Below are 17,652 nucleotides of genomic sequence, written 5' to 3'. Positions count from 1 at the left end.
AGCACCTTGGCTATTGAAGTGCTCCCTCTACTTTAAAGCCCCTATACGGCGATATCCATCCACCGTGCAACATCAAACCAGTCTGCAACTTTCTTGTGTTCCCAGCCCGCATCTCCTTTAAAGAAATACTCATTTGAACTGCTATCATAATAATAATCCTTCTCCCATTCCTGGATATTAGCGACAGTGATCTCAATAGCATCAAGTATAAAGTTTATCTCGGCATTCGTCATGGTAGGATGTATGGATAGCCTGACCCATCCGGGCTTACATGATAAATCTCCGGCACGGATTGAATCGCGTATCGCATACGACCGGGCCTTGTCAACATCCAGCAGCATATGTCCGTAGGTTCCTGCGCAGGAGCATCCACCCCTCATCTGAATCCCGAATCTGTCATTAAGCAGCCTGACCACCAGGTTATAGTGTGCCCCGGTTACCATAAACGAGATCACGCCCAAACGTTTTGTTACATTAGCCTGCAATATCTGTATATGCTTCATATCAGATAATCGCTGGAAAATAACCGCCAGCAGTTCCTCTTCCCGCTTCAGCATATGGGCTACGCCCATTTCTTCCTTCAACCGGATACACATTGCGGCCTTTATTCCCTGCAAAAACGGAGGCGTTCCGCTATCTTCGCGTTGTTCGATATCTGTTACATATTCCCGCGCGCCCCAGGGATTGGTATACTTAACAGTCCCTCCTCCCGGTTGATCAGGGACCGCGTTACTGTAAAGCTGTCTGTTAAAGAGCAATACACCAGGCGTACCCGGTCCGCCCAGGAACTTATGACACGAAAAATAGATCGCATCCAGGTGCGCACCACTTTCAGCAGGATGCATATCTATCTCACAATAAGCTGCCGAACAGGCAAAGTCTACAAAGCACCATCCACCATGTGCATGAATAAGTCGGGCAATTTCATGATAGTCAGTCCGGATACCCGTAACATTAGAACATGCTGTTACAGCTGCAATTTTATACACGCGGTCTTTGAACTGCTCCAGTAAAAAACGGAAGTGTGCCATATCCACATGCCCGTCTTCTCCCATCTGAATGATCTCTACTCTTGCTATTGTTTCAAGCCAGCTGATATGATTGCTATGATGCTCCATGTGTGTCACGAAAACTACAGGCTGCAATGCTTCATCGCATGATAGCCATTCCCCACCTGTATACGTAGCAATGCGCTCCGGTACTCTCATGCCTAATATACGTTGCAGTTTGTTTACCGCTGCTGTCATTCCGCTGCCGCAAAAGAGTAACACATCATCTGCACTCGCGTTAACATGTTTTTTAATGACGTGTTTTGCTTCCTCATAAGCGTTGGACATCGAGCTTCCGGTAACAGTAGTTGTTGTGTGGGTATTACCAACGAAAGGAAGTATTTCCCGCTGTATATAATGTTCAATAGGACCATAACACCTTCCGCTGGCAGTCCAGTCGGCATAAATGATCCTCCTGATGCCAAATGGCGATTCAAAGTGCTGTTGAAGACCAATGATATTCTCTCTGTAAGAAGAAAAGTAATCTTCCAGTCCGCTTTCACGGCTCATAGATAACGGTACCATATCTACCTGATTTTAGCGGTGGCAGGGGTTTTAAACAGATCGTGCGGTGGCTTGCTATAGCGGGCATTGAGTTGACTGGATGCAAAGAAGATCAGGCCAATAAATAGCAACAATACGGTCAACTGTACTACAGACACTTTCTGTATTTCCTGCCTCGACCTGACATCGCACACTTCCCCCGGGCAATGCTGTACTTTCTTCCTGTTAAACCACGGATAAATCTTGCAACCGAGACAGATACCAAAAGCCGCCTCGAAAAACAGGAATAACAGGCAAACCATGCAAACCGAACCGGTAATAACGCTGTAGGCATTAACAATGATGAAGAAATAGAACATGGTCGCCGATAGAACAATCCCAATGATCCAGGCGAATCTCTTTTGCGGCGCACCAACGTATTCAGGTACCTGATTACGGACTATCAGACGTCCGGCTATCATCAGAGGGGAGAACCTGGGATTGATCAATACACGAATCAGCAAGTCGAGTAAGAAAAATGTGAGCACATACTTTACAAGTATGAAATTGCCGTCAAAGAGGATAAACATCAATGATGTATAAACGGCCAGGAACAGGATGCCTGCTGCCGCCCTGATCTCTCTTTCGTTCAGAACAGGAATATCGTATCCTTCTACTATTTCTCCGAATTGTAAGAACTTGTTCATGTTTTAATTAAATTGAAGGTGAGGGATGGAGTTGTCAGCCATTGACGATACAAGAATAGCCAATCGGGCTGATTGGTGTAATGCCCGGTCAATGAACAACGCCTCGTGGTCAACGAACGACAGAATTGGGTCAATTATCCCTGTGGAGTGATGAAAGCAAGAACATTTTATCGACATTTACCCCATCAAACTTCAATATGAAGCTCCTATCCGGCATAAAACGATCTGAATTATACGTCTGGCTGGTGCCCGCATTTTTATTACTGAACCTCCTGGGCAGCATAGCAGGACACAGCAGTCAGTTACTACCAAGGGCTGTCAATGAAACCTGGTTAGCATGTTATGTGTCTGTGCTGAATTATCGCCTGCTGGAACATACTATACCAGGTATGAGCCTGAAAAGGTTCTTCCGGTCATTCCTGCTCGTGCTGCCGTATTTCTTTGCTTACTCCCTGGGTATTTTTCTCTGGAGAGCATTTGGAGTAGGATTACATATTTATACGGTGTTGGACAACACACTTACGACAGACAAAAGGATCGGTGAACTGACAGGATATAGTATTGGATCAATTATATTTTTCGGCGTAATCAGGCATCTTTTCAATTATATAAAGCTGAAGCAATCAGCGCAGCAACTACAGATAGCAAGCCAGCAGGCAGAGCTTAATTATCTCAGGTCACAAACCAATCCCCATTTCTTATTCAATACACTAAACAATATCTATTCGTTGGCCAGAGATAAGTCAGACCTGGCGCCTGAGTCTATTTTGCGATTATCCAAGATCCTGCGATATATGTTATATGAAACCAGCGCACCATACGCCGCTATTGAACAGGAGATCAAAATTATTGACGATTATATTGAGTTGGAGAAACTACGCTACGACGAATCACTGCATGTTAATTTCAATCATGATCTGGAAGACAGGAAGCAAAGCATTCCCCCACTGTTGCTGATCCCGCTGGTTGAAAATGCCTTTAAACATGGTGTATCAGAAACCAGGGATCGTCCATCGGTCACTATCCATCTCTCTGTAAAAAACAGAACACTGCTTTTTACTGTTGAAAATTCAACCGGCGAGCTGGCAGAAAATAATAAAGTGAAGGAAAATATCGGGTTGTCCAATCTGCGTCGCCAGCTGGCATTGTTATACACCAATTACAGTCTTGATGTACAGTCCGGAGATTTTACGTTTACAGCTACCTTGAAAATAAATCTCGACAGTCATGTCTAAAATAAAGTGCATTATCATCGAAGATGAGCCGCTGGCAGCAAAGGTGCTAAGCGACTATATATCAGCCGTTCCGTTCCTGGCATTACAAAGAACTTTTAAAGATGCGATCCTTGCTGCTGAATTCCTGTTACACAATGAGACAGACCTCATTTTCCTGGATATTCATCTGCCAAAGCTAAAAGGCATGGCTTTTCTGAGAACACTTGTCAATCCGCCATCTGTAATAGTTACCACCGCCTATCATCAATATGCTGTAGAAGGGTTTAACCTGAATGTAACAGATTACCTGTTGAAGCCTTTTGAATTCGAACGCTTCCTCACTGCTGTGAATAAAGTAAATGCCGAGTATCGCCGGACAGCAGGGGATACCAAAGATTTTATTTTCGTGAACGTACAAAAGCGGAAGGTCAAAATATTGTTCTCGGAGATTTTGTATATCGAGAGCCAGCGCGAGTACATTAAAATCGTTACGACCAAAAGTGAGTACCTGTCCAAGATGAGCACTAATGAGATCGAGGAGGTACTACCGGAGCATCTTTTTAAGCGCATCCATCGTTCTTTCATTGTATCCGTTAACCAGATTGATTCATATACTGCCGAAGTGGTGGAAATAAAAGGGATACCGATTCCTATTGGGAGAGGGTATAAGGACGTTATTGATAACTTATAGTATAACCGGCACACCTGTTTAAACATCGCATCTCCACCACGGCATCAATCCTGCCCCCTGTTATTATCAGGCCCCATCTTAATACACGGTGAATATCTTTTTTCGATATTCTCTAAACCTTATTCGACTCGCATTTGCCATTGTCAAATGCCACCCGAATTATCATTGAATGCTATACAATTCCCCTCGTCTCCGTCTTAGATAACCATTAATCTATCCCGAAAATGCGGTCGACAAGTTATATTACTTTTATATCTCATCAAAATCATCTCAAATGGCAAAACAAACATCTATCATTCCTTTTACCGGTAAACTCGGTAATCTCATCGGCTATGAGCGCAACGGTGAATACTTCCTGCGTAGCATGCCTGAAATAGTACGACAAACCCATGCCACCCGGCGTGCTGCCCGGCGCTTTGGCATGGCCAGCAGGAAAGCTGCGCTGATTCGCCATGCTTTCTACGACGATCTGGATATCCGTTGTGACAGCGGCCATATCAATCGCCTGAACAAAGCACTCATCGCAGCAGGAAGCAATCATGCAGCTATCACAGGCTTCCGCTTTAATCAGCATACGGGAGCTGACCGTTTCTTTACTGTGGCGCCCACGCTTTTCCGGAATGGTACTTTGCATATTCCATCCCAAACCATCGCTCAATACAAGGGCATCGCCGCACTGGAAGTAAAAGTGATCGCGGCGCGTATTGATTTTATCAGAGGTCAGGTTACGGGTACAGCAACGGCTACCCTGAGGATCAATCCGGATATGCTTTTCGAAGAAACAAATATACCACTGGATGTTCCCGGAGCGGGAACGCTTGTAGTCACCTTGCAGGTGAGAGGTATGCACAAAGACTGTGTATCAGGTAACAGGCAATACCTGGCAGCCGATATTATTGCTGTGGCAGCGGCGCAAACACAGAAGTGCTTTAGTAAACCCACTTACCCCAGGAAGACCTTATTGCGGGTGCAAGCAACTCCAGATTATATATACGCACATGCCCACCCGTCCCTAATTCAGCGTGAATAAACGATCCCTGCCACCTGGATGTATTTTGATGAGCAAAACCCTATACCCCATTTAATATCATATCTCGCCCCACAGCCGCAGTTTGCCCCTGCAGTAGACCGGCTATTACCGGATCTTCCCTCAATCCTACTTCTGCTTAAATTCTACCGCAATTATACAACCGGAGATCAACACCGGATCAACTCCACCTCTAATCCTGTGTTACTATATACTTACTCCCTTCTTCACAGGTAGCTCCCCCTGTTAAACAGCCATTCAATCCACACGACCTAACCTGTCTATCAGCGAGGTTGCTGGTATTAGGAAAATTGGCAAGTCTTAGGGAATTAAATACATTTTTCGGAGGGTGAATGGAATGCAATTTTGTACTGTCAATAAATACAAAGCAATGAAAACATTTAAAGTACCAACCCGCGAAGAAGTCAGCCCTGCCAACCAGGTCATATTTGATACTCTTAAAAAGAAGTTAGGCCGGGTTCCTAATAGTTATGCGTTCATGGCAAGTTCCGAAAATGGCTTGGCTACCTATCTTGCATTGTCTAATGCAAAGAGTTCCCTTACCATCCAGGAAAAAGAAGTTATTAACCTTATGGTTAGCGCTATAAACGGCTGCCATTACTGTATCAGCGCCCATACGGTGGTTGGGAAACTAAACGGCTTTACAGATGAACAAATCCTGGAAATACGTCGTGGTAACATAAGCTTTGATGCAAAGCTCGATGCATTAGCCCAGTTCGTGAAAGAGGTGACCAACAAAAAAGGGAATGCCAGCCAGCAAGCTATTGACAATCTTTTTGCGGCAGGGTATACCAACGAAAGCCTTGTTGATATACTAATGATTATCGCTGAAAGAACATTTAGTAATTACCTGAACGCTATAGTGAAGGTCCCGATCGACTTTCCTGTTGCACCTGAAATTTAAGACAATTGTTGTGTGTAGTTGTACTGAGAGATACCGGTATCACCCGGATATTATTCAGTGTCTTACAAGGCCGGCTTTTATAAGCTGGTCTTGCAAGACATATCGCGGTTGCCGCTATCTTTTCTGCACTGCTTGCGTAAAATATTTTAATGCCCTGGAATGTTAAATTCCACCATGAAAACGGTGAAAAACACCATATCATGGATATGGGATATCCTAACTTTATAGGAGCTTATATCATTCACTGAAGCCGAAGTTATAGATAAGCTGAAAATTTTAAGGATAACATAAGCTAATGAAGTTTTCACACATTGACCAAAGATCAGGCGGCATAATTCACTTGTTGGAAGATGAAGTATTTTCTGGCAAGAGAACAGAAGCAGCGGCAGACCGGCTTTTTACAATTGCCTTAAATAGCGGTCCGGCCCAGCAGGTATACATTGACAACATTGCATATATTTTCCCCTCGGGGTGCTTATTGCCCCTGTTTTCAAATCAGTCATTCACATTTGAAGAACCCCGGCAGATTACCGCCTGGCAGTATAACCGGGACTTTTATTGTATTGTTGATCATGATAATGAAGTAAGCTGCGCAGGTTTTTTATTCTTTGGATCTTACGGCCAGCTATTTATTACGCTGGATAAATCTAATCAGAGAAAACTCGAAATACTGAAAAGCATCTTCATCGAGGAGTTCGAAACAGACGACAGTACAAAATCGGAGATGCTAAAAATGTTATTAAAAAGGTTAATTATCATTGGTACAAGATTAGCCAAAGAACAATACATCAAAGAGCAGCCGGTTGAATCTGATAATTTCGACATCGTAAGAAAGTATAATTTATTAGTAGACAGGAATTTCAAAACACAACACCAGGTACAGTTCTATGCCAATGAGCTAAATAAATCCCCCAAGACATTATCTAATTTATTCGCACGTTATCATTATAAATTACCATTACAGATCATTCATGACCGAATAATTGACGAAGCAAAAAGATTATTATATTACACCGATAAGTCAGCGAAAGAAATTGCCTATGAACTTGGCTTCGAAGACGCGGCACATTTTAGCCGGCTCTTTAAAAAGATAACGGGGCAAAGCATATCGGAGCATAAAAAGGAGAGATGATGCCATTTCCAATTCCATAACATTCCCTATTACCCGAAACCGTTTCCACATGATTAAAGCATCTTATTACCTGATCACATCGGTTGGCCAACCACGTTTTTTCCTGATCGTCAGAACTATTAGCTAAAAAAACTGTTCTCTGTTAAAAAAAGCGTATAATGGAACCCTTCTTATGTAAGCGGCTATTTGTTCTGACAAAGGTTATGATGCAACATCTAGGCTTACCAATAACCCTTTAATCCTGGCCCTGGGAGATGGTCCAGGTATTATCCATATTAAGCGTTACATCCATTGTAAAAATACCATACGGAAAATCAACCTTCACCGGATTGATAAATTCGGTAGGATCCATCACCTGCCCTTGCTGAAAGTCACCAAATGTTACCCAATATTCTGCACCAGGTGAAAACAAAAAAGTCATATTAGGCTGGGCCTGTACAGCAAACGTACCTGCACCTGACATACCTATTCCCACGCTGGCCTGGTTAATGGCAGTAATATTGTCGGCGGTAACGCTAAGCATGCCCTGCTGGTGCCAGTTCTTCTGACCTGCAAATTTGTAATTGCCGCCTTCTTTGGTGAGCGTTACTGCGTTATTTTCAGTCATACTTGTCGGTAAAGCCTCACCGGCATTAAAGATAACTCCCGGCGCCAGTATGCCGGTTTTAGCCCAGAAAAAATAAACATCGGTATTCCAGGAAATGGGCAGCTTCGAATGTGAGTTGGCGAATTGAACAAGCCACGCGAGAACGAAAACACCATGGTTTGGACTGTTTGGGTCTCGCTGGAAGATGCAAAAATTGCCGGGGGAGTCAGTGTTGTTGTCAAAGTTAATGGTGTAAGTGGCCATGGTGAATGATTCGTTTATGGATAAAAGATAGGTAAAAAATCTGGGCAATAGCGCTTTTGATGGCGTTAACGCGGTTCCCGACCTCCCCCACACAAGGCATACCCCCTCTGGCCACATAATTTAAAAAATAACTTATGTAATATCATTGCTATGTTTTATCTTAACGATGTTTGGGGATAAACGCAATTGATCGTTGGTATTTATGACCTACCCGGGATAGCTGCTAACATTAATTTAAGATTTCCATAACTATAATTTCACGAATGATCGGTGAATACCATTCATTCAAAAGGTAAGTTTGCGTAATATTTATTAAACCTACAACGTACAATGACTGCATTCAAAAAAATGGGGCCATTCAGCATATTTATGCTGTGGATGTCAATGCTTCTGCCCCAAATATCCCTATCCCAGCATGTAACTGTCCTTGAGAATGCATACGCTCATAATGATTATTGGCATAAGCGCCCTGTGTTCGATGCCCTGGACAATGGGTTCACTTACATGGAGGCAGACATATACCTTAGGAAAGGGCAACTTGTGGTAGCGCATTTTTTACCTTCCTTACAGCCGTCCAGGACAATAGACAAATTATACCTTGATCCATTGAAGTCTTTTTTCGAAAATGACACGATGGGGCTTACGCATCCGCCTATTACGCTGATGATAGATATAAAAAGTAGTCCGGAAAAAAGCTATCGCTCACTGGCGCTGTTATTACAAAATTACAAACCGCTGTTATCCTATTATGAGAATGGAACGTTATGCAAACGTGCTATTACTGTTGTAATAACCGGCAGGAAACCTGTCTGGACGATAGCGCACCAGGATTGCAGATATGTATTTATTGACGAAAACCTCATACAGATGGCTAAGGAGAAGAATTCCGCAAATCTATGCCCCATAGCCAGTTGTCATTATAATCGGATATTTGGCCGGAATGACCGGGAAACGATATCAAAGAAGGAAAAAGATGCGCTTTGCAGGTATGTGCAAATAGCACATCAAAATGGCAAGAAAGTAAGGTTGTGGGCCTCCCCTGAAAATGTTGGTGTCTGGAAAGAGCTCTTGAATTGTGGGGTAGACCTGATTAATACAGATAACCTGGTTGAACTGAAAACCTTTTTATTGAACAGATACCAGGACTTTGCCAGGACGAAGTAGATAAAAACACCACAATATTCCTTAAACAAAAAAGCCTTCGGAAATATCTGAAGGCTTTTTTGTTTCTGCAAGCTGCGGCGGACAGCTTTCGAACCGATTCAATAATTATCTTTTTGATATTCAGTATTTTATGGCTTTAATTATATCTCCCTCGACTTGGTAATTGTTAATAAATAAAATAATTTCGTTAATAGTATTTCAATGAAGACTTTTGGGAAATCATGGTAAAACAGCGTAATAGATGAGTCGTAAAATTGAGAATCTGAATCATTCTTTGTACGATGCTATTGCTCGTACAATCGCAGAAGCAAGGAAAACTGTTTATAAGAGTACTAATACGATACTGCTGAAAACGTATTGGGAAATTGGACGACTCATAATTGAAGATGAGCAGAATGGCGAAAATAGAGCTGCGTATGGAAAGGCGGTCCTGAAAAGTCTTGCCTCCAGACTTACATTAGAGTTTGGAAAAGGTTTTGATGAGAGCAACCTTAGAAATATGAGGAATTTTTTTCTGGCATTTGAGATTTGGGACGCAGTGCGTCCTGAATTGAGCTGGACTCATTATCGCATAATAAGCAGAGTTGAAAATCAGTCACTTAGATCGCAATTGATTAGCCATGCTATTGAAGGAAATTGGAATAGCCGCACACTACAACGCAACATTGATAGTCAATATTTAGGAAGGCTGCTTAAGCTTCCTGAAAATAAACCTACAGAGGCTGTACATTTTATAAAGGACCCTTATCTATTTGAATTTTTGGGGTTACCGCTGGATAAAGAACAAACGGAAACTAAAATAGAATCTGCACTTATCAACCACTTGCAAAGATTTTTAATGGAGTTAGGTAAAGGTTTTGCATTTGTGGCCCGCCAACAGCATATTGTAACTGATACCTCTGACTTTTATATTGACCTTGTTTTCTATAACTATTATTTAAAGTGTTTCGTATTACTTGAGTTAAAGACACATAAACTTACTCATGAGGCCATAGGTCAGATGGATATGTATGTAAGAATGTACAACGATTTAAAAAAAGGAAATGATGATAATCCCACGATTGGCATTATTTCATGTACAGAAAAGGATGAAACTATAGTAAAATATTCTGTACTGGCAGAGAACCAGCAATTATTCGCCAGTAAGTATAGACTTTATCTTCCTGATGAAAATGAGTTAAAGCAATTAATCGAAGAAGATAGGATTAAGCTTGAACTTGATAGAGAGAAGTGACATATTTGATTTGTTATTGAACCCACTTTAGAAGGCAATTCACAAACTTCCGTTCTACTCTAAGTACTTCAAACATATCGCTGAGCGTATCCCCTCCAGGCAAAGCTCCATGTATTAGATCCATTAAGAATTCGAACCTTCTTAATAGTCATATGGCCAAAGACTTTATAAAGAGATTGCTGCAAATCTGAAAAATGGAGGTGTTACTTCTCTTAGGGAAAGGCATCTCTACATTTGTAAAGACTTTTATAAGGTATATTCCGACATTTTGCGGACACCGTCCGCAAAATTGTATTTATCTGATTCACATGGTGTTAGGATTTTGCGCTTATTGTCCGCAAAATCGATAGGAACTCAATCTGAAGCATCAGGAACAGATAATAAGTCGGCCTCAAATCTGTTATTAGAAAGACTTAGTTTTTCTCATTTCATTGAACTGCTTAAATTGGATACTACGTTGAAACGTGAATTTTATGAAGTGGAAACAATTAGAAATAACTGGAGTGTACGCGATCTGCAACGGGCAATGAACAGTATGCTATATGAGAGGACTGGACTAAGTACTAACAAACATGCCGTATTAAATAGCAATGTGAAACAAGCGGATTTGAAAGCTGAGAATATATTTCGTAACGCTTACATGCTTGAGTTTTTAGGTTTCGAAGAAAAAGATATATATACTGAATCAGACCTTGAACATGGCATAATTACTCATCTGCAAACTTTTCTTTTGGAATTGGGTCGGGGCTTTTGTTTTGAAGCCAGACAAAGACGTATAACTTTCGATAATACACATTATCGTATAGATCTGGTATTTTATCATCGTATATTAAAGTGTCATGTCCTTTTAGATTTAAAGATTGGCGAATTTACACACGCAGATGCCGGCCAAATGAATGTCTATCTGAACTATTACAAGGAGAATGAAATGAATGAAGGGGATAATCCGCCGGTAGGCATCATACTCTGTGCAAGCAAGAACGAGAACCTGGTTAGATATGCGACCTCCGGTTTACCACAGCAAGTTTTTGTATCTAAGTATCTTATTAATCTGCCCAGTGAAGATGAATTGGCAAAGATAATAGAAGAAGAGCGAAGGAAATTGGGATAGTCTAAAACTGGCAAAATATCACTATAAAAAAAGTGGGTACAATTAAGCGCTTTTGCTCGATTATACCCACTTTTACTTAGTTGCGGTGAGAGAGGGATTCGAACCCTCGGTACAGTTTAACCCGTACGACGGTTTAGCAAACCGTTCCTTTCGGCCACTCAGGCATCTCACCGAATCAATTTCCCCGTTAGGGGTTGCAAAAATAGGAATTATTTTATCTTATCCAAAAGTTTTTTGTCATAAGATTTATTCAATTTATTCGTTTACCTTAATAGAACCAATGCGATCAGACCTAAACAACTGTTAATGAAAACATTCACAGGTGTACTCACCGATCCTGTATACGTTAGCCCGAAGGGGCCGGACAATACCTTCCAGAGATTCCTCAAATCCATGATCCGCGATGAACGCGATCTGCCCTTCGTTTACCTGACACTGGAACTGACATTAATATTACTGCCCCTGGCCATTATTTTATACCTGCCAGTCCCTGGATGGTTATGGTGGACCGCCGCCATTGTTTATCAGGTACTGAACAATTTTAGATACAAAGGCTCCTTCGGACTGATGCTGCACTGTACCAGTCACCGGGCATTCTTCAATAAAAAATACGGCTTTCTGAACCATTACCTCCCCTGGGTGATAGGACCATTGTTCGGACAAACGCCGGAAACTTATTACAGCCACCATATCGGTATGCACCATCCGGAGAACAATATGCCTGAGGATGAAAGCAGCACCATGGCTTACCAACGTGATTCCTTCAAAGACTTCGGCAAATACCTGACAAGTTTCGTATTTACGGGTATCATCACCCTCTGCCAGTATTTTATCCGCAAGCACCGCCAGAAACTGATGGTCAAAGCCGCCAGGGGAGAGCTGATCTTTTTCCTGGGCTGTATCGGACTGTCCTTTATCAGCTTCCCGGCTACGCTAACGGTATTTATCATTCCCTTTATTATCTCCCGGATCATTATGATGGTGGGCAACTGGGCGCAACATGCCTTCATTGACGCCAGTGAGCCCGAAAACTCATATAAAAACAGTATTACCTGTATTAATACCAAATACAACCATACATGCTGGAATGATGGCTACCACATCAGCCATCATGTAAAACCCTCCATGCACTGGACGGAACATCCGGTTTTTTTCCGGGAAACACTGTCTGAATACATCGCCAATGACGCTATCGTATTTGACGGCATCCACTTCCTGCACGTCTGGGTCTACCTGATGAGAAAACGCTATGACCTCCTGGCCAGGCATTTTGTGAATATCGGGAACCGATTTAACACAGATGAGGAAATTATCATATTTCTCAAGGCCCGTACACAAAAAATAGACCTGGCAGCAGTGCCCCTAACCAGCGCCGCGGCCTGATAAATTGCCTCCCTTTTTATTTATATGACACATAAATCTTATGAATATGCGTAATCATAAGAATAAGTGACTAAATTTGCGCTCTAACTTTCGATTTTAAAGTCAAAGCATTATGCGCACTGTTACGTTAAAAAGGGTTGTGGTTACCGGGCTGGGGGCCTTAACGCCTATCGGAAACGATGTAAACACATTCTGGAATAATCTTAAATCGGGTACCGGTGGTGCTGGTCCTATTACCCGTTTCGACACTACGGAGTTTAAAACCAAGTTCGCCTGCGAATTAAAAGGTTTTGATATAGAAAAATTCATGGAGAAGAAGGAAGCCCGTAAAATGGACATGTTTACGCAATATGCCATGGTGGCTGCCCAGGAGGCTGTTGAACATGCTGGTCTGCACCTGGATGGTGTAGACAAGACACAAATCGGTGTGATCTGGGCGTCTGGAAACGGTGGTATGCAGACCTTCGAAGACCAGATCGTTGAGTTTGCTCAGGGCAACTTCATTCCTAAGTTCAATCCTTTCTTTATTCCGAAATTGATCTCCGATATCGCAGCAGGTCAGATCTCCATGAAATATGGTTTCATGGGTGTGAACTACTGTACCGTATCTGCCTGCGCTTCTTCCAGCAGTGCACTCGTAGATGCGTTCAACTATATCCGCCTGGGTAAAGCAAATGCCATCGTAGCCGGTGGTTCCGAAGCACCTGTTACCCGCGCCGGTATTGCTGGTTTCAATGCCCTCAAGGCACTGTCCACCCGTAATGATGATCATGCTACCGCTTCCCGTCCGTTTGATACAGACCGTGATGGTTTCGTAATGGGTGAAGGCGCTGGTGCGATCATCCTGGAAGAGTATGAGCACGCTGTGAAAAGAGGTGCTACCATCTATGCAGAAATGGTAGGTGGCGCTATGACCGCTGACGCTTATCACCTGACCGCTACCCATCCTGAAGGCCTCGGCGCCCGCCTGGGTATGCAAAGAGCACTGGAAGATGCTGAGCTGAAACCTGAAGATGTTGATTATATCAACGCACACGCTACTTCTACCCCACTGGGTGATGTAAGCGAACTGAAAGGTATCACCGGCGTATTCGGCGATCACATTACCAAAGTGAACATCAGCGCTACCAAATCAATGACCGGTCACCTGCTGGGTGCTGCCGGCGCCATTGAAGCGATCGCTTGTATCAAGGCAACGCAGTTCGACCTGGTCCCTCCAACCATCAATACTTCCGTATTGGGTGAAGGTATCCCAACCAACCTGAACCTGACCCTCGGTAAGGCACAGGAACGTACCGTAAATGTTGCCATGAGCAATACCTTCGGTTTCGGTGGTCATAACGCGATCGTAATATTCAAAAAATACAAGGCTTAATTAAGCCCGATCATATTAATAATGGAAGAGCGAATTACGTCTGTGATTCGCTCTTTTCATGTCTCACGCTCTCAACGCCTGGTATACGTCTGGTATACGGCATGTATAAAGCGTACTTTTTCTTTTCCCTTCGGGGAAGATCTGGTAGTCAACGCCTGATAAAACAAACATTCAACCTACCACCAGACAAGGCCGGCCCTCTCAATTCCTCATTTAGCCCCTCAGATCACCCTTTTCAAGACAATTTTTTTCACCACTTCCATATATCCACCATTTTGCACTTCTCCTGATATTCAATCCCTTACTGCTGATGCACACTAAAATTTTTAGTAAACTCGTAATTATGCCGTAGTTTAGTAGTCTAAAATAGTCCGTAGCACACCTCCCGGTGAACCACGGCTTTTTAAACCGATATGGCAAAGAAGAAAGAGAATGTAATAACGCCCGACCCGGCACCGGTCACGGCAGATGACCATATAGCAGTGTTCGGCGCCAGGGCACATAACCTGAAAAATCTGGACCTGCAGTTACCCAAGAATAAACTGGTAGTGATAACGGGCATCAGCGGAAGCGGAAAATCCTCCCTTGCGTTCGATACCATTTATGCTGAAGGACAAAGGCGATACATGGAGAGCTTCTCCGCCTACGCCCGCCAGTTTATCGGTGATATGGAAAGACCCGACGTGGATAAGATCACCGGCCTCTCCCCGGTCATCTCCATCGAACAGAAGACCACCAACAAAAACCCCCGTTCTACGGTGGGTACCATTACGGAGATCTATGACTTCCTCCGTCTGCTTTACGCACGTGTAGGCCTTGCCTATTCATATAATACCGGCAAACGCATGACCCGCTTCTCCGAAGAAGAGATCCTGGACCATGTGTTCAAAAACTTTCCGAAGAAAAAGCTGGTAATTTTGGCTCCGTTGATCCGTGGTCGTAAAGGACACTACCGCGAGCTGTTCGAACAACTCCGTAAACAGGGCTACCTCAAAGTACGCGTCAACGGCGAGATCCTTGACCTGAAAGAACGTATGCAGGTAGACCGTTACAAGATCCATGACATTGAACTGGTAGTAGACCGCATCCAGGTACAGGATGATGCCCGCACCCGTATCAGCCAGAGCGTACAGAAAGCCCTGCAGATGGGTAAAGGCCTGCTCTTCATCATGGACAACGACAGCGGAAAGGTCAGCCAGTACAGTAAACAACTGATGTGTGAGGATACCGGCCTCTCCTACGAAGAGCCATCTCCCAACACCTTCTCCTTTAACTCCCCCTACGGAGCCTGCCCCCGCTGTAAAGGACTGGGCACCATCTACCAGATAGATATGGATACCATCATTCCAGATCCTGCCATTTCTATCAATGACGGTGGATTAGCACCCCTCGGTGAAGCCCGCGATACCTTTACCTTCAAACAGGTACAGCAGCTGGCGCGTAAACATAAATTCTCCCTGACAGTACCCATTTCCGAACTGCCGCAGAAGACCTTAAACCTCCTGCTGTTCGGCGACGAGAACGGTAAGCTGGAAATGGACATGGAATTTGGCGACGGCACAGAAACGTACAACGACGAGTTTGAAGGAGTGATCAATACCGTACGCCGCTATTTCAACGATACCTCCTCCGACGCTGTACGTAACTGGGCCGAAAGCTTCATGAAGCTGCACACCTGCCCGGAATGTAACGGTACCCGCTTGAAAAAGGAGAGCCTCTTCTTTAAGGTGGATGAGCGGAATATCGCGGAACTGGGCAGCATGGACCTCGACAAGTTACAGGACTGGTTCAAAGACCTCGAAAAACGCCTGGATAAGAAACAGAACGTTATCGCCAAAGATATCCTCAAAGAGATCCGTGAGCGGCTGGGCTTCCTGCTCAACGTAGGCTTGAACTACCTCACCCTCTACCGCTCCACCCGCACACTGAGTGGTGGCGAGAGTCAGCGTATACGCCTGGCTACACAGATAGGCTCCCAGCTGATGGGCATCACCTACATCCTCGATGAACCCAGTATCGGGCTTCACCAGCGGGACAACATGCAGCTGATCGATGCCCTCCGCAACCTGAAAGAGATGGGTAACACGGTAATAGTTGTGGAACACGATAAAGATATCATGCTCCATGCCGACTACCTGGTGGACATTGGTCCCGGCGCTGGTGTACACGGCGGACAGATCATCGCCCAGGGCACGCCTGCGCATATATTAAAAATGGACACGCCTACCGCCGGCTACCTGAACGGTAAACGCGTAGTACCGGTACCGGCTGAACGCCGTAAAGGCAATGGTAAGGTGCTGGAACTGAAAGGCGCTACGGGCAATAACCTGAAAAATGTCAGTGTGAAATTCCCCCTCGGAACATTCATCTGCGTTACAGGCGTATCCGGTAGCGGAAAGTCCACCCTGATCAACGAAACACTGTACCCTATCCTCAGTAAACATGCCTACGACTCCAAGATGGAGCCAATGCCTTACAAAAGCATCAAAGGCCTGGAGAACATTGATAAGGTAATAGAAATAGACCAGTCCCCGATCGGACGTACCCCACGGAGCAACCCTGCTACCTACTGCGGATTCTTCACGGACATCCGCCAGCTGTTCTCCCAGGTACCGGAAGCCAAAATCAGGGGTTACAATGCAGGCCGTTTCTCCTTCAATGTGAAAAGCGGACGCTGTGATGTTTGTGAAGGCGGCGGCATGCGCGTGATTGAAATGAACTTCCTCCCGGATGTATACGTACACTGTGAGAAATGTAACGGACGCCGCTACAACAGGGAAACACTCGAAATCCGGTATAAAGGGAAATCCATCTCCGACGTACTGGATATGACCGTAGATGAAGCCGTGGAATTCTTCCAGCCTGTCAACTACATCTACCGCAAGATCAAAACCCTCCAGGATGTTGGCTTAGGCTACATCACCCTGGGGCAATCGGCAGTAACACTTTCCGGAGGGGAAGCCCAGCGCGTGAAACTGGCTACTGAACTTTCCAAGAAAGATACCGGCAAAACCATCTATATCCTGGACGAGCCTACTACAGGTCTTCATTTCCAGGATATCCAGTTGCTCCTGAACGTTCTCAATAAGCTGGTAGACCGGGGTAACACGGTGCTGGTAATTGAACATAACCTGGACGTGATCAAAATGGCCGATCATATTATCGACCTGGGGCCTGAAGGTGGCGCCGGCGGAGGTACGATCCTCTGCAGCGGTACACCTGAAGAAGTGATCAACTGCAAGGACAGCCATACTGCCCGCTTCCTGAAGCCGGAACTGAAAAATTAACAGCCGGCCTACCATATTTA

Annotated in this window: 14 protein-coding genes, 1 tRNA gene and 1 pseudogene; 12 read left to right on the top strand and 4 right to left on the bottom strand. The window is 44.2% G+C overall.

Annotation, left to right across the window (positions count from 1 at the left end):
- Positions 1-41: 41 nt before the first annotated feature.
- A complete protein-coding gene (locus CLV42_RS30750; protein WP_106605775.1) occupies positions 42-1,574 on the bottom strand; it encodes an aminotransferase class V-fold PLP-dependent enzyme in 1,533 nt (510 codons plus the stop codon).
- Positions 1,575-1,576: 2 nt separating this feature from the next.
- Positions 1,577-2,239 (bottom strand): DUF4395 domain-containing protein, encoded by a 663-nt coding sequence (locus CLV42_RS30745; protein WP_106605774.1) that lies wholly within the window; start codon positions 2,237-2,239, stop codon positions 1,577-1,579.
- A 197-nt stretch (positions 2,240-2,436) separates the two neighbouring features.
- Here CLV42_RS30745 and CLV42_RS30740 point away from each other — a divergent pair, with 197 nt between their 5' ends.
- The 5 genes from CLV42_RS30740 (at position 2,437) to CLV42_RS30720 (ending at position 7,228) form a co-directional block, all read left to right on the top strand.
- Positions 2,437-3,474, top strand: a complete 1,038-nt coding sequence (locus tag CLV42_RS30740) for a sensor histidine kinase (protein ID WP_106605773.1) — start codon at positions 2,437-2,439, stop codon at positions 3,472-3,474.
- The gene (locus tag CLV42_RS30735; RefSeq protein ID WP_106605772.1) at positions 3,467-4,144 is read left to right on the top strand and encodes a LytR/AlgR family response regulator transcription factor; all 678 of its coding nucleotides are present in this window, start codon (positions 3,467-3,469) and stop codon (positions 4,142-4,144) included. Before CLV42_RS30740 ends, CLV42_RS30735 begins: the two co-directional genes overlap by 8 nt.
- 274 nt (positions 4,145-4,418) lie before the next feature.
- A complete protein-coding gene (locus tag CLV42_RS30730; RefSeq protein WP_211303563.1) occupies positions 4,419-5,174 on the top strand; it encodes a hypothetical protein in 756 nt (251 codons plus the stop codon).
- Positions 5,175-5,562: 388 nt separating this feature from the next.
- Positions 5,563-6,096 (top strand): carboxymuconolactone decarboxylase family protein, encoded by a 534-nt coding sequence (locus tag CLV42_RS30725; protein WP_106605803.1) that lies wholly within the window; start codon positions 5,563-5,565, stop codon positions 6,094-6,096.
- A 295-nt stretch (positions 6,097-6,391) separates the two neighbouring features.
- Positions 6,392-7,228 carry a helix-turn-helix domain-containing protein gene (locus CLV42_RS30720; protein WP_106605771.1) on the top strand — a complete coding sequence of 279 codons (837 nt, stop codon included), beginning with the start codon at positions 6,392-6,394 and terminating at the stop codon, positions 7,226-7,228.
- A gap of 235 nt (positions 7,229-7,463) precedes the next feature.
- Here CLV42_RS30720 and CLV42_RS30715 read toward each other — a convergent pair whose 3' ends face one another.
- The gene (locus CLV42_RS30715; protein ID WP_106605770.1) at positions 7,464-8,078 is read right to left on the bottom strand and encodes a protein rhiA; all 615 of its coding nucleotides are present in this window, start codon (positions 8,076-8,078) and stop codon (positions 7,464-7,466) included.
- 330 nt (positions 8,079-8,408) lie between these two features.
- On the opposite strand from CLV42_RS30715, the gene CLV42_RS30710 reads away from it, so the two are divergent.
- The 4 genes and pseudogenes from CLV42_RS30710 to CLV42_RS34480 all read left to right on the top strand — a co-directional run bounded on the left by CLV42_RS30710 (position 8,409) and on the right by CLV42_RS34480 (position 11,587).
- Entirely contained in the window at positions 8,409-9,242 is an 834-nt protein-coding gene (locus tag CLV42_RS30710) for a phosphatidylinositol-specific phospholipase C/glycerophosphodiester phosphodiesterase family protein (RefSeq protein ID WP_106605769.1), read from the top strand.
- Positions 9,243-9,483: 241 nt separating this feature from the next.
- A complete protein-coding gene (locus CLV42_RS30705; protein WP_106605768.1) occupies positions 9,484-10,476 on the top strand; it encodes a PDDEXK nuclease domain-containing protein in 993 nt (330 codons plus the stop codon).
- A 160-nt stretch (positions 10,477-10,636) separates the two neighbouring features.
- Positions 10,637-11,014: pseudogene (locus CLV42_RS34485) on the top strand (DUF1016 N-terminal domain-containing protein); the annotation flags it as partial.
- Complete coding sequence (locus CLV42_RS34480; protein ID WP_317048024.1) at positions 11,003-11,587, top strand: PDDEXK nuclease domain-containing protein; 585 nt, start codon at positions 11,003-11,005, stop codon at positions 11,585-11,587. The pseudogene CLV42_RS34485 and the gene CLV42_RS34480, both read left to right, overlap by 12 nt.
- Before the next feature lie 83 nt (positions 11,588-11,670).
- On the opposite strand, the gene CLV42_RS30695 is transcribed toward CLV42_RS34480, so the two are convergent.
- Positions 11,671-11,759 (bottom strand) — tRNA-Ser (locus CLV42_RS30695).
- Between the two features lie 134 nt (positions 11,760-11,893).
- Between CLV42_RS30695 and CLV42_RS30690 the strand changes: the two genes are divergently transcribed.
- From CLV42_RS30690 to uvrA, 3 genes are all read left to right on the top strand, one after another.
- Entirely contained in the window at positions 11,894-12,970 is a 1,077-nt protein-coding gene (locus CLV42_RS30690) for a fatty acid desaturase family protein (RefSeq protein ID WP_106605766.1), read from the top strand.
- A gap of 112 nt (positions 12,971-13,082) precedes the next feature.
- Complete coding sequence (fabF, locus tag CLV42_RS30685; RefSeq protein WP_106605765.1) at positions 13,083-14,345, top strand: beta-ketoacyl-ACP synthase II; 1,263 nt, start codon at positions 13,083-13,085, stop codon at positions 14,343-14,345.
- Between the two features lie 413 nt (positions 14,346-14,758).
- Positions 14,759-17,632: an excinuclease ABC subunit UvrA gene (gene uvrA, locus CLV42_RS30680; RefSeq protein ID WP_106605764.1), complete on the top strand. Its 2,874-nt coding sequence runs from the start codon at positions 14,759-14,761 to the stop codon at positions 17,630-17,632.
- The last annotated feature ends 20 nt before the right edge of the window (positions 17,633-17,652 follow it).

Source organism: Chitinophaga ginsengisoli (assembly GCF_003014595.1).
Lineage (GTDB): Bacteria > Bacteroidota > Bacteroidia > Chitinophagales > Chitinophagaceae > Chitinophaga > Chitinophaga ginsengisoli.
Note: the sequence above shows the minus strand (reverse complement) of the source record. Positions and strands in the feature narration are given on the sequence as shown.

What these genes read in the sequence shown, in the direction of transcription:
- CLV42_RS30750 (WP_106605775.1), bottom strand. Translation starts at nt 1,574, where the DNA reads ATGGTACCGTTATCTATGAGCCGTGAAAGCGGACTGGAAGATTACTTT.
- CLV42_RS30745 (WP_106605774.1), bottom strand. Translation starts at nt 2,239, where the DNA reads ATGAACAAGTTCTTACAATTCGGAGAAATAGTAGAAGGATACGATATT.
- CLV42_RS30740 (WP_106605773.1), top strand. Translation starts at nt 2,437, where the DNA reads ATGAAGCTCCTATCCGGCATAAAACGATCTGAATTATACGTCTGGCTG.
- CLV42_RS30735 (WP_106605772.1), top strand. Translation starts at nt 3,467, where the DNA reads ATGTCTAAAATAAAGTGCATTATCATCGAAGATGAGCCGCTGGCAGCA.
- CLV42_RS30730 (WP_211303563.1), top strand. Translation starts at nt 4,419, where the DNA reads ATGGCAAAACAAACATCTATCATTCCTTTTACCGGTAAACTCGGTAAT.
- CLV42_RS30725 (WP_106605803.1), top strand. Translation starts at nt 5,563, where the DNA reads ATGAAAACATTTAAAGTACCAACCCGCGAAGAAGTCAGCCCTGCCAAC.
- CLV42_RS30720 (WP_106605771.1), top strand. Translation starts at nt 6,392, where the DNA reads ATGAAGTTTTCACACATTGACCAAAGATCAGGCGGCATAATTCACTTG.
- CLV42_RS30715 (WP_106605770.1), bottom strand. Translation starts at nt 8,078, where the DNA reads ATGGCCACTTACACCATTAACTTTGACAACAACACTGACTCCCCCGGC.
- CLV42_RS30710 (WP_106605769.1), top strand. Translation starts at nt 8,409, where the DNA reads ATGACTGCATTCAAAAAAATGGGGCCATTCAGCATATTTATGCTGTGG.
- CLV42_RS30705 (WP_106605768.1), top strand. Translation starts at nt 9,484, where the DNA reads ATGAGTCGTAAAATTGAGAATCTGAATCATTCTTTGTACGATGCTATT.
- CLV42_RS34480 (WP_317048024.1), top strand. Translation starts at nt 11,003, where the DNA reads ATGAACAGTATGCTATATGAGAGGACTGGACTAAGTACTAACAAACAT.
- CLV42_RS30690 (WP_106605766.1), top strand. Translation starts at nt 11,894, where the DNA reads ATGAAAACATTCACAGGTGTACTCACCGATCCTGTATACGTTAGCCCG.
- fabF (WP_106605765.1), top strand. Translation starts at nt 13,083, where the DNA reads ATGCGCACTGTTACGTTAAAAAGGGTTGTGGTTACCGGGCTGGGGGCC.
- uvrA (WP_106605764.1), top strand. Translation starts at nt 14,759, where the DNA reads ATGGCAAAGAAGAAAGAGAATGTAATAACGCCCGACCCGGCACCGGTC.